At 71.0% G+C, this 12,167-nt stretch carries 11 protein-coding genes; 5 read left to right on the top strand and 6 right to left on the bottom strand.

Annotated elements, in window-relative coordinates; all coding sequences use genetic code 11:
* Positions 1-5: 5 nt before the first annotated feature.
* Together AB0M80_RS36630 and AB0M80_RS36625 are read right to left on the bottom strand one after the other, a co-directional pair.
* Positions 6-257, bottom strand: a complete 252-nt coding sequence (locus tag AB0M80_RS36630; protein WP_364574119.1) for an acyl carrier protein — start codon at positions 255-257, stop codon at positions 6-8.
* Positions 258-554: 297 nt separating this feature from the next.
* Positions 555-1,289 carry an AfsR/SARP family transcriptional regulator gene (locus tag AB0M80_RS36625; protein WP_364574144.1) on the bottom strand — a complete coding sequence of 245 codons (735 nt, stop codon included), beginning with the start codon at positions 1,287-1,289 and terminating at the stop codon, positions 555-557.
* A 496-nt stretch (positions 1,290-1,785) separates the two neighbouring features.
* Between AB0M80_RS36625 and AB0M80_RS36620 the strand changes: the two genes are divergently transcribed.
* The gene (locus tag AB0M80_RS36620; protein WP_364574118.1) at positions 1,786-2,115 is read left to right on the top strand and encodes a hypothetical protein; all 330 of its coding nucleotides are present in this window, start codon (positions 1,786-1,788) and stop codon (positions 2,113-2,115) included.
* Between the two features lie 304 nt (positions 2,116-2,419).
* Positions 2,420-2,665: an ATP F0F1 synthase subunit C gene (locus AB0M80_RS36615; RefSeq protein ID WP_364574117.1), complete on the top strand. Its 246-nt coding sequence runs from the start codon at positions 2,420-2,422 to the stop codon at positions 2,663-2,665.
* Between the two features lie 165 nt (positions 2,666-2,830).
* On the opposite strand, the gene AB0M80_RS36610 is transcribed toward AB0M80_RS36615, so the two are convergent.
* Positions 2,831-4,279 (bottom strand): hypothetical protein, encoded by a 1,449-nt coding sequence (locus tag AB0M80_RS36610; protein ID WP_364574116.1) that lies wholly within the window; start codon positions 4,277-4,279, stop codon positions 2,831-2,833.
* Positions 4,280-4,361: 82 nt separating this feature from the next.
* Entirely contained in the window at positions 4,362-5,198 is an 837-nt protein-coding gene (locus AB0M80_RS36605; RefSeq protein WP_364574114.1) for a PaaX family transcriptional regulator C-terminal domain-containing protein, read from the bottom strand.
* A 210-nt stretch (positions 5,199-5,408) separates the two neighbouring features.
* Here AB0M80_RS36605 and AB0M80_RS36600 point away from each other — a divergent pair, with 210 nt between their 5' ends.
* Entirely contained in the window at positions 5,409-6,344 is a 936-nt protein-coding gene (locus tag AB0M80_RS36600) for a PHB depolymerase family esterase (RefSeq protein ID WP_364574112.1), read from the top strand.
* 250 nt (positions 6,345-6,594) lie between these two features.
* Positions 6,595-8,013, top strand: a complete 1,419-nt coding sequence (locus tag AB0M80_RS36595; protein ID WP_364574110.1) for an alpha-L-fucosidase — start codon at positions 6,595-6,597, stop codon at positions 8,011-8,013.
* A gap of 43 nt (positions 8,014-8,056) precedes the next feature.
* On the opposite strand, the gene AB0M80_RS36590 is transcribed toward AB0M80_RS36595, so the two are convergent.
* Positions 8,057-9,280, bottom strand: coding sequence for an MFS transporter (locus AB0M80_RS36590; protein WP_364574108.1), 1,224 nt, complete (start codon positions 9,278-9,280; stop codon positions 8,057-8,059).
* Between the two features lie 81 nt (positions 9,281-9,361).
* Here AB0M80_RS36590 and AB0M80_RS36585 point away from each other — a divergent pair, with 81 nt between their 5' ends.
* Positions 9,362-10,777, top strand: a complete 1,416-nt coding sequence (locus tag AB0M80_RS36585; RefSeq protein ID WP_364574106.1) for a PLP-dependent aminotransferase family protein — start codon at positions 9,362-9,364, stop codon at positions 10,775-10,777.
* Here the strand turns inward: AB0M80_RS36585 and AB0M80_RS36580 are convergent.
* Positions 10,705-12,138, bottom strand: coding sequence for an MFS transporter (locus tag AB0M80_RS36580; protein WP_364574104.1), 1,434 nt, complete (start codon positions 12,136-12,138; stop codon positions 10,705-10,707). The genes AB0M80_RS36585 and AB0M80_RS36580 overlap by 73 nt on opposite strands.
* Positions 12,139-12,167: the final 29 nt, after the last annotated feature.

The following is a 12,167-nucleotide window of genomic DNA, read 5'->3' as shown; positions in this document are numbered from 1 at the left end:
CTTCCTTACCAGCCGGCGGATTCCGCGACGACCTCGTAGGCGCTGTTGAGATCGACCATCCGCCGGAACTGCGCCTGGTCGATCGTGACGCCGAACTCCTTCTCCAGCGCCGCGAGGACGTCCATCAGCGTGAGCGAGTCGGCTTCGTGGTCCTCGATGAAACTGCTCGTCTCGGAAAGCTCGTTGTCCTCGAGTTCGAGGTGCTCGCGAACGATCGCGCGGATCTGTTCCCTACGTTCGGACACTGCCGCTGTCATGACGACTCCTGTACCGGTTTCGGACGAACTTCGGCCTCGCCGGAAACTAGCCAGGGGAGATGACCGCCCTCTGACCGAACGCTGACGAAGCCCGGCGTCGGTGAGCCGTCAGCCGTCGGTCATCCCGGTGCGCCACGATCGTGCTTGTCGATCATGACCACCGGGCACGACGGGGAGGGTGGATGAGCCGGGCGGTGTCCGTGGACACGGAAACAGGGACGGCCGGTGGTCGCGCCGTCCCTGCTGTCCCATCGAGCGTTGCGGGTGAAGTGCGGATCAGTGTGGATCCGGTGTGGATCAGTCGAGCATGCAGTCCTGGACCAGGATGGCCTGGTACAGCTGCCGCAGCGCCCGGCCGGGTGAAAGGCCGAGCTCATTGCCGAGCCACTTGCTGGTGTGGTGGAACACCGACAGCGCCTCGCTTTGCTGGCCGGTGCGGTAGAGCGCGAGCATCAGCAACTCGCTGAGCCGCTCCCGTCCCGGGTTCTCGCCGGCCAGCTGCCGCAGTTCGTGCATGATGTCGTGCTGCTGGCCCACGGCCAGCCGCGCGGCGATCAGGTCCTCCTGGACGGCCAGCCGCCGCTCGTTCAGGTGCGTGGCCGCGGCCCGGCACCGCACCCCCTCCTGCACGTCCATCAGGGCCGGCCCCCGCCACTGCACCAACGCCTCCCGGAGGATCCCGGTGGCTTCCTGCGGCGCGGAGCCGACCAGGGTGGTGCCGCGCCGCGCGAGTTCGAGGAACCGGTGCGAGTCGATCGAATCGGCGGGGACCTCCAGCTGGTAGCCGCTGTAGGTCGTCCGGACGATCTCCTCCCCGCTCGCGTCGGTGATCGGCTTGAAAAGCCTCCGCAGTCGTGCGATATTTGCTTGCAGTGCGTTGCGTGAGTTGGCGAGTGACCGCGGGCCCCAGAGCTCGTCCGCCAGCTGCTCGTAGGACACCGGGCGTCCCGGCGACAGAGCCATCATCGCCAGCAAGGTCCGCACTTTCTTCGCGCGTATCGGGTAAATTCTCCCATTCGCTCTTATTTCCATGGCGCCTAGCAGTTCGATTTGCACTTCGATCGACCCCCAGATTCGGGCAGCCCGATACTTATCGACCGAGCCACCCGAAGATGTATTTTGCGTGGATAGTGGCAGAGGGCTGGTGGCTTAGGTACCTCCGTTCGGACCAGTGAAACGCCCAACTCGTGAGTAGTATCACCTGGTGGGCAGTCGAAGTTCACATGTATTCGGACATCGCCGGTGATGGTGGTGTTAGCACCACCATTAATAGTGGTGCTAACACTCCGGCGGCGCTGCTGATCTTCGCTGGTAGGGCCGCCGCGGACGGCCGGGACCGGCGGCATCCGTCCGGGGTACCTGCGCGACCGGCGAGCGGATCATTGCACCCTGAATGCACGGTGATCGACCCGGTCGCGCTCGTGGAGCCCCTGGTTGGGCCCGGCAGAGAGCGCCGGCGGCGGCTCTCCGGCGGCTGCGGTAGCACCCCCGGGCGGTGCGCCGGGACACACCGCGGGCGAGCGGCCGGATGTCCCCGGTGATCGGCGCGCAAACACCATTCGGGCATTTTCCCGTGATCGGTGCATCCGTGGGTGCGCCGTTCAGCCCGGCTTTATTGCCGGCCTTTTGCCCGGGCGGTGAACAGGACCCGATGGCCTTCGGCGCCATCTCGATGCGGAAAGCACCACTCGGGCTGCCTCGGCAAAGGCCACCACCTGAGCTTCGTGAACTGCGCCGGGACGTGGTCGTCGAGCTCGTCCGGGAACTTCTCGATGAAGTCGAGCGTCCGCCGGGATTCGATCCAGGCTTCCCCTTGGCGCCTTGTCGCGGCGAGGCCTGGACGGACGCAGAATGGTGACCTCCGGGTTGCTCCGCCGGCCGGAGCGCTACGAGGGGTCTGCGTGCACGTCAAGGAGGCCAGGGGATCCACGTGTCCGCTTTCGCGGCGATGTCCGGTTTCGCGTGATATCCTGGTCCTGATCGGACCACTCGATTACCGAGAAGTCTCGCCCGGTCGAGCCCCTGCCCGGCGAGATCCGCCCGTTTCGATGTCAGCCGTCGATTTCCGGTGCCTTCGCCCAGTCCTGATCCATGTCCGGTGTGACGCACGAGCCGCTGTTCCACGCGAGCGTGCGCGTGGACCGATGTGAAGGGGAATCTCCATGAGTGACACAGTTCTGGCCCAGGCCGCCAACATCAACCCCGGCCTCGCCGCCATCGGGTACGGATTGGGGGCGATCGGCCCGGGAATCGGTGTCGGCCTGATCTTCGCCGCCGTCATCAATGGCACCGCCCGTCAGCCGGAAGCGCGCGGGAAACTGCAGACCATCGGTTACTCGACGTTCGTGCTGACCGAGGTGCTCGCGTTGATCGGCATCGTCGTGTATTTCATCGCGTCCAACCGGTGACCCCGCCGCCTGCACGCGCCCGCCGCTCAGGTCGGGCGCGTGCAGGTCCTCGGGACGAACGTCGAGCGCCTTGGCCGAGGCTTTCACCGGCTGGGAAAGCGGCTCGCCGTCTCCCGCCGCTCGCACGGCGCGATCGCGTGGCCGCCCAGTGACCGTCCGCGGACGCTAGCTGCTCCGCATCAGGATGAAGTCGCCGTGGCCGCCGTAGCCGAGGACGTTCTCGGCGTACTGGGTGCCGTCGAAGGTGGGCAGCCACCAGCGGCGGCCGATCCGCACGAGCATCGGGTGCGGGATGTTGGTGCCGTAGGGCGCGTTCAGCGTGCCGAGCTTGCGCAGCCGCAGGTCGTAGATCGGGTATTCGCGGGCGTCGCCGTCGCTGGCGAACAGGTACCACCGGCCGCCCACCCGCTGCAGGATGGTGCCTTCGGTCTGGTCGACCGACAGGTCGGCGCCCAGCAGCGTCAGGCCGTGGTCGTAGTCGGCGCCGCGCGGCGCGGCCGCCAGCGCGGGGTGGAACACGAAGGCCGGCTGCTGGGCCGGGCTTTCGACGAACGCGATGTGCCAGCGGCCGTCGATCTTCGTCAGCGCCGGGTCCCACGAACTGACCGTCGTGGGCAGCGCCAGTTGTTCGGTCGGCAGGACGTGCACGCCGGAAAGCACGTCGGCGCGGGTGACGGCGTGGCGCACGTGGACGCCGTTGAAGGCGAAGTCGCCCCAGGAGCTCATCAGCAGGATGAACCGGTCGTGTTCGTCGTCGCGGACGATCTGGCCGGCGTGGTCACCGAGCACGACGCCGTCGCGCGCGAAGAACAGGGTCCCCACCTGCTCCAGCTTCGTCGGGTCGGCCAGGTCGAGCGTCCACACCGCCCAGTGCGCCTGCTGGAAGAACCCGAGACCGGCGTTGGTCATGGTCAGGTAGAGCTTGCCGTGGCGGATGTAGGGCCGGCCGTCGGCGTACTGCACGACGTGGGGATCGCGGACGCCGGCCTGGCCGAAGTAACCGGCCCGGACCCGGCCCAGCCGCGCCGGCCCCCGGCTGCCGTAGGCGTAGCCCAGCCCGCCCAGCACGGCGGGGTCGCGCAGGTCGATCCGTGCGCGGACCTGATCGCGCTCGGTCAGCAGCGGCTGCCAGCCGGTGCCCCGGTCGGCCAGCACCGTGACGGCGTTCTCGTTGACCACCACGGCGAAACCGAACGGTGCCCGCAGGTCCGCCGGGGCGGTCTTGACCACGGTGGTGCCGCCGGGCGTGGTGATCTCGATGCCGGCCTGTCCCGCGACGGCGTCGTAGGTGCCGAGCACGGAAACCCCGTTCCCGGCGAGCCCGGCGACGACGGGGGCGCGGTCGTCGAGCACCTGCACGGTCACCGTCCCGTAGGACGCCTTCGGCCGGATGCCGGTCTTGACGAGTGTGCCGGGCCGGGCGGGGGAGTCGAGCTGGACGAACTTCGGCGCGATCAGGTCGAACGGCCGGAACCGCTCCGCGACGGAGAACTCCAGGTCCAGCGGGCTCGTGCCGGACGCTTCGGCGGTGCCGCCGAACAGGCTCGCGGTCACGCCGGTCACCCCCAGCGCGGTGAGGGCACGCAGCACGTCGCGTCGATCGAAGTCGGTCACCTTTGACCTCCGTGGGTGGGGAGCGGGACGGCGGGGTACCCAGTTTGCAACGTGGCATGCAACGTGGCAACCGCCGTCGTCCTCAATCCTCGACGAGGGAATCCAGGAGTCCGCCGGCCAGCTCCTCGGCCGGGCGCGTCCATTGGTGGCGCAGGGTGCGGAACAACGCCGCGGCGCGCGTGCCCGGCCAGTCCGGCGGCAGCAGCGCCGGCGGCAGGACCGGGTCGTGGCGGATGAGCAGGAGCCATTCGGCGCCCAGCCGGATGCGCCGGGACAGTTCGTCGCCGGGCTCGTCGTGGGCGCTGCCGGTCCATCGGCGGAGGAAGTGCTCGTAGCCGGCCGCGATCCGGGGGAGGTCCCAGGCTTCCCGCGCGATCCGCACGGGATCGGTCCACATGAACGGTTCGGCGCGGAACACCTCGGCGTGCTCGAGGAGGTCGAGTTGGGCCAGGGCGGGCGAGATGTCGGCGGCCGAGGTCGAGACCCACAGGCCGCTGCGCAGCAGCCCGAAACCGAACCAGTCCAGCCGGGTGCGCAGCGCGTGCCGGTCCGCGCGCCGGGTCTCCGGCACCGAGAACGTCAGCAGCGTCCACCGGCCGTCCCAGTGCCGGTCGACGATGTCGCCGTCGAGCTTGCGCTGCCCGTCGCGCAGCACGGCGGTGCCGTGCTCGGTCAGTCCCAGGAACGCCTGACGGCCCCGGCGGACGGTGCGGAGCAGGTCGCGGCGGCTCATCCGGCTCAACGTCGCCCGTGTCGCGTGCTCGCCGACGCCGAGACGTCCGAGCGCGGCGAGGACACCACCGGTCGACACGGCGATCCCGCGATCCAGCACGTGGTCGCCGAACAGGGTGAGCAGCAGGGTCTCGGGCCGCACGCCCGGCGCGCCCTCGTCCTCCGCCCAGCCGGCCGCTTCGAGCATGCGCCACCTCCTCGCCGGATCCGCCGTGTCAACCTACCGCGAAGGACTGTTCGCTGTTTCTGTGACGATCGCCAATGTTTTGTCCAGTGTTCCGAACGGTTCAAGGAGTTCGAAACTTTCGCCGTGGCAGAATATTTGATGAATTGTTGACGACCGTCGTTGATCTGCCTAACCTCATTCGCGAGGGGGACCGCCGACCGGAGGTCACCGATGAGTGGATTCAGAACGGCGTTCGTGACAATCGCCAGCACCCTGCTGATCGCCGTCGCCGGAGCCGTGGTGCCGGCCCCGGCGGCGGCCGCGTCGCTGGTGGAAGTGACCGGCTTCGGGAACAACCCGGGCGGGATGCGCATGCACATCTACGTCCCGGACACGCGGCCCGCCAATCCCGCGATCGTGGTCGCCATGCACGGCTGCGGGGGTTCGGGGCCCGGCTTCTACTCCGGCAGCGAGTTCGCCTCGCTGGCCAACCGGTACGGGTTCCTCGTCATCTACCCCAGCGCCCAGCAGCAGGCCGGCTTCGGGAACTGCTTCGACACCTGGTCCGACGCGGCGAAGCGGCGCGGCGGCGGCAGTGATCCGGTTTCGATCGTGTCGATGGTGACCTACGCCGAACAACGCTACGGCGGCGACCCGAACCGCGTGTTCGCCACCGGCTCGTCTTCCGGCGGCATGATGACCAACGAGATGCTCGCCCTCTACCCCGACGTGTTCAAGGCGGGCGCGGCCTTCATGGGCGTCCCCTTCAACTGCTTCGCGAACGCCGCCGACTTCCCGCCCTGGACCAGCAAGTGCACCGGCGGCAGCATGAACCGCACGCCCCAGCAGTGGGGTGACGCGGTGCGGCAGGCCTACCCCGGCTACACCGGCACCCGCCCGCGCGTCCAGCTGTGGCACGGCACCGCCGACACGCTCGTGCCCTATTCGCTGCTGCAGGAGGAAATCGAGCAGTGGACCAACGTGTTCGGCCTGAGCCAGACGCCGACGTCCACGGACACCCCGCAGAGCAACTGGAACCGGCGCCGCTACGCCGACGGTTCCGGCACCGTCCGGGTCGAGGCCTACAGCATCCCGGGCGCCGGGCACAGCCTGCCCACGACCGGCATGGCCGCCGTCGCCATCGCCTTCTTCGGCCTGACCGGGTAACCGGGAGCACGTCGTTTCGCGCCGGTGAGGGGTGACCCTCGCCGGCGCTTTTCGCGGCCGCCCCCGTCGTCGGAGAATAATCGCCGAAAGAATCGAACGATCGGCCGGTGGTGGTAGTTACCCGGGGAACCATTGACACGCAACGAAATGCGAGGCCATAGTGCGGTGTCGCACCGGTGGCCCAGCGATTGAGAAAGCGCTTCCAGTCGCCGGTTTCGCCGCCCGACCCGCTCCCGAAGGGATCCGCGCCGTGTCCGAACTTTCCCGTCGTGGGCTGCTGAAAGCGGCCGCCGCCTCGTCGATGCTGCTGGGGTGGCCCGCGCTCGCCGAGGCGTCCGTCGTGGACGATCCGGCCGAGTTCTTCGTGAACCTGCGGTTCGGGATGTTCCTGCACTTCAACATGGGCACCTTCCACGACGCGGAATGGGTGGACCCGGGCCAGGACCCGAAGACGTTCGCGCCCACCGCGCTGGACTGCGGTCAGTGGGCGGACGCGGCCAAGGCGGCCGGGATGACCTTCGGGGTCCTGACCACCAAGCACCACGACGGCTTCTGCCTGTGGCCGTCGAAGCTGACCGGCTACACGGTGGCGAACAGCTCGCACCGCCGCGACGTGGTCGCCGAGTACGTCCGCGCGTTCCGTTCCCGGGGCCTGGTGCCCGCCTTGTACTTCTCCATCTGGGACCGGACGCAGGGCGTCGCGGCGGGCTCGGTCAGCCGGGCCGACCTCGACTTCGTCAAGGGCCAGCTGACCGAGCTGCTGACCGGCTACGGGGAGATCCCGGCGCTGGTGATCGACGGCTGGTCGTGGCAGATGGGGTTGCGGGAGGTGTCCTACGGCGAGATCCGCGACCACATCCGGTCGCTGCAGCCGCGGTGCGCGGTCGTCTGCCTGACCGGGATCACCGAACCGTGGGGCACCGACGTCGTGTTCTACGAGGAGCCGAAGGGCGTGTGGACCGCGCCGGACAACACGTACGCGGCCTGCCAGGGGCAGACGATCGCCGCCAACGGCTGGTTCTGGCACCCGAGCACGCCCACGACATCGCTGCTGACCGCGGACGACATCGTGCGGCGGCACCTCGCCGAGCTGGAACCCCGCTGGTCGACGTTCATCCTGAACTGCCCGCCGGGCCCGCGCGGCCTGCTCGACGACAACATCGTCCAGCGGCTGCGCGAAGTCGGCGCGCTGTGGCGCCCGAACCCCGCCCGGCCACCGCTGCCGCGGCAACGCCCGGCCCTGACCCACCCGGTCGCCCCGGTGTCCGCGACGGCCACGAGCGGCGAGGCGGCCAAGGCGATCGACGGCTACAGCGACTACAACGGCGGCGCCCAGCAGACGCTCTGGCAATCCGCCGCGCAGTTGCCGCAGTCGGTGACCCTGGACCTGGGGACCGTCCGGCCCGGCATCGACATGCTCACCTACCTGCCCCGCCAGGACGAGGTGGCCGGCCAGTACGCCACCACCGGCAACGTGACCGGCTTCCGGGTCGAGACGAGCACCGACGGCGTCCGCTTCACCCCGGCGGCCCGAGGCGGCTGGCCGGCGGACAAGACGCTGAAGCACGCGAAGTTCAGCCCCCGCCCGGCACGGTACGTCCGCTTCACGGCGACGGCCGCGAAGGGCGGGTTCGCGGTGGCGAGCCAGATCGACTGCGGACGGTCCTGACCCCCGGCGACTGCCGGAAGCCAGGCCACCTCGGGCGCTTGGGTCAGCGGGTGACGGTGGGGCGAGCAGCAGCCGCCCAGCGGACCGCCGGGCCCATCGCCCGGCCCGCGGCCAGGAACACCGCGCCCATGAGCAGCCACCCCGGGAAGCCCCAGCCGACGACCACCGTGCTCAGCAGGACCGGGCCGATCGCGCGCGCCACCGACGTCCCGCTGCCGAAGAAACCCTGGTACTCGCCCTGCTTGTCGGCCGGGGCCAGCGCGAAGCCGATCTCCCACGAACCCGCCGACTGGAGCATCTCGCCGAGCACCTGCACCAGTGCGCCGGCGACGAGCACCGCGAACGCCACCGCCGGCGACGTCCCCAGCGCCGAGAGCGCGAACGCCACGCAGGAGACGAGGAGCAGCACGCCGGACCGGTGGACCATCCTCGCCGCCGAACCGAGGCTCGTCAGCCGCCCCGCGACGCGGACCTGCAAGAGCACCACCACGACCGTGTTGAGCACGAACAACGCCGACACCGTCCAGCCCGGCGCCGCGGTGCGTTCGACGATCCACAGCGGGATCGCGACGCTCAGCAGCGGCATGCGCAGCAGCAGGATCGCGTTGAGCAGCGTCACCAGCGCGTAAGGCCGGTCGCGCAGCACGGCGGACTTCGGCGCGCCGGTGCGCGGGGACGACGTGCGCGGGATCGCCGGGAGTGCGTGCAGCAGCGCGGCCGTCACCACGAACGTCGCCGCGTCGAGCACGAAGACCGTCAGATACGCCGAAGCTGTGTCGGCCGAGAGCGCGAGCCCGCCCAGCCCGGCGCCGACGGCGAGCCCGGCGTTGCCGGCGGACTGCAGGTGCGCCCGGATGCGCGTCCGCCGCTCCGGATCGGCGAGCGTGGCCAGCAGTGCTTGCCGGGCGGCGGCGAGCCCGGTCTGGCAGCTGCCGTAGAGGCACGCGGCGAGGGTGAACGCCAGCGGTGAGCGCACGAAGAGGAAGGCGAGGATCGACGTCGCCGTGGCCAGGGCCAGCAGCACCGCCGAACCGCGGGCGCCGTGGCGGTCGGCGAGGTGCCCGAGGGGCACGCCCGCGACCGAGCCGACCGCCCAGCCGAGCGTGAGCCCCAGCCCCACCTGCGCCGGGGTCAGCCCGGCGATCCGCGTGAAGAACAGCACCGAGCAGGTCAGGAACGCGCCGTCGCCGAGCGAGCCGGCCAGCTGGGCGGCGGCGAGCAGGTGGCCGGCCCGCCGGGTCTTCGGACGTTCGAGAAGCGCTGTCATGGGAGGTACGTTAGAGCCCGATTTGGCCCGATCCCAGATCCAATTCTGGCCTCGTGGATTGGGCCAATATAAGGTCGCGGGATGGACTTCCACGTCAGCCTGGCCGGGCGCGGCGACCTCAGCCTCCGGATCTACCGGCAGCTGCGCGACGCCGTGCTCGACGGCAGGCTGCGCGCGGGGGAGCGGCTGCCGCCGACCCGGGAGCTGGCGCGGCGCCTGGCCGTTTCGCGCAACACCGTCGCGGTCGCCTACGACCGCCTCACCGCCGACGGCTTCCTCGCCGGCCGCGTCGGTGCCGGCACGTACGTCTGCGCCGCAGTCCCGGCGCCGAAGCCGCGCAAGGCCCCTTCGGCGCGGGGACCGCAGCCCAAGGCGGTGTGGCGGTCGCTGCCGCTCCCGGCCGCCGCGGTGGTGCCCGCACCGGCGTTCGACTTCCGCGTCGGCATCCCCGACGCCGCGCTGTTCCCCCTGGAGACCTGGCGGCGGCTGCTCGCGCGGGAACTGCGCGACGCAGCCGGGTTCGCGCACTACGCCGGGCCGGGCGGCCACCCCGGGCTGCGCGCGGCGATCGCCCGGCACGTCGGCGTCTCACGTTCGGTGCGCGCCGGCGCCGACGACGTGCTCGTCACCCAGGGCGCGCAGCAGGCCCTCGATCTGCTGTGCCGCGTGCTGCTCGAGCCCGGCGACCGGGTCGCCGTCGAGGAGCCGGGTTACCGGATGGCGAAGCTGCTCTTCGCCTCGCACGGCGCCGAGGTCATCGGAGTGCCGGTCGACGGCGAAGGTCTCGACGTCGCCGCGCTGCCCCCGCGCACGAAACTGGTGTACGTCACGCCGTCGCACCAGTTCCCGCTCGGCACGCCGATGTCCCTCGCGCGGCGCACGGCGCTGCTGGCGTGGGCGGACCGCGCCGGCGCGGTCGTCGTCGAAGACGATTACGACAGCGAGTTCCGGTTCTCCGACCGGCCCCTGGAACCGTTGCAGAGCCTGGACCGCGACGGGCGGGTGGCCTACGTCGGATCGTTCTCGAAGACGTTGCTTCCCATGCTGCGCCTGGGTTTCGTGATCGCCCCGGCGTCGCTGCGGGACGCGCTGCACCACGCGCGGCAACTGTCCGGCTGGCACGGCGACCTGCCCGCGCAAGCCGCGCTGGCCCGGTTCGTCGACGAAGGCCTGTTCGCCCGCCACCTCCGCCGGGCGACGAAGGTGTACGCGGACCGCCACGAGCGCATCACGGCCACCCTGGAAAAGACGTTCGCCGGCCGGCTGACCCCGGTGCCGTCGGCGGCGGGTCTGCACCTGTGCGCCCTGGCGGAGGACGGCACGAACCTGGAACCGATCGCCGCCCGCGCCGCCCGGGCCGGAGCGGCGGTCCAGACGCTTTCCGATCTCTGCGGGGGATTTCCGCGCCAGGGCGTGGTCCTCGGCTACGGCTCGATCCCGTTGGCGAGCATCGACGCCGGGCTGGCAGTGCTGGACGAGGCTTGGGGCTCGACATAGTGGTCAGTGCGCCGGCGCGCGGCGATCAGCAGGCCGCCGGCGCCGGTCGCCGCCGCGGTGGCCAGGACCACCAGCCAGCCCCGGCGGAAGTCCGTCAGGTCCGGCGTTCCGGCGAAGACCGCGACCAGCACGGCCGTACCCAGGACCGTGCCGACCTGCCGGGCCGTGTTGACCATCGACGAGCCCGCGCCCCAGCGGGCCGCCGGCAGGACCGTGCCGACCACCCCCGACAGGCTCGGCAGGATCAGCCCGACGCCGATGCCCGTCAGCAGCTGGCCGGGCAGCATCGCCCCCGCGTAGTCGGGCACCGATCCCATGCGCAGCAACCAGATCAGCGCGCCCGCCCCGAATGCGACGCCGCCGAGGGCGACCACCGGGCCCGGTCCGAAGCGGTGCACGAACCGGCCGCCGAGGATCGACACCGGCACCACCATCAGCGGTCCCGGGGCCAGGGACAGCCCGGCCACCAGGATCGAGTCGTGCCAGATCGAGGTCAGGAACAGCACGTTGCCGAACAGCATCGCCGCGAACCCGGCCGCGAACACGCCCGTGGTCAGGCAGGCCAGCCACAACGTCGGGACGCGCAGCGCCGGCAGGTCCAGCACCGGCACCGGGTGCCGGGCCGAGCGCCACGGGACCCAGGCCAGCGCGACGACGGCCACCGCGAACGCGAGCAGCACCGGCCGCCCGCCCCAGCCGTGGTCGGACGCTTCGACCAGCGCATACGCCAACGCGCCGACGCCGGCCAGCAGCCCGGCGGCGCCGAGGACGTCCGGGACGCCGGTGGCGGTGTCCCGCGACTCGCGCAGCACGCGCGGCCCGGCCAGCAGCGTCACCGCGCAGATCGGCAGGTTCACCAGGAACACCCAGCGCCAGGACGCTTCCACGAGCAGCCCGCCGACCGGCGGGCCGAGCGCCGCGGCGGCCGCGCCCACCGACGCCCAGACGCCGACCGCCATCGGACGCCGGTGCGGCGGGAACGCCGTCAGCAGCAGCGCCAGTGACGTCGGCATCACGAGCGCGGCCCCGATCGCCTGCACCGCGCGGAAGGCGACCAGCGCGGGGATCGACGGCGCGGCCGCGCAGGCGGCCGAGGCGAGCGTGAAGACCGCGACGCCGACGAGGAACAGCCGCTTGCGGCCGTACCGGTCGGCCAGCCGCCCGGCCGGGGCGAGGCAGGCGGCGAACAGCACCGTGTAGCCGTTGAGCACCCACGACAACGTGGCGAGGTCGTCGCCGGGGAACGCCGCCCGGATGCCGGGGAAGGCGATCGTGACGATGAACGTGTCCAGGCTGGCCAGGAACGCGGCCGCCGAGACGACCAGCAGCACGAGGCCGGGCTTCGGCGCGATGTCGGGCATGGTCCTCCTAGGTTCGAAAAAGCAACCTA

The sequence above is a fragment of the Amycolatopsis sp. NPDC051045 genome (assembly GCF_040682955.1).
Lineage (GTDB): Bacteria > Actinomycetota > Actinomycetes > Mycobacteriales > Pseudonocardiaceae > Amycolatopsis.
The sequence above is the reverse complement of the archived record's forward strand: the minus strand, read 5'-3'. Positions and strand labels throughout refer to the sequence as shown.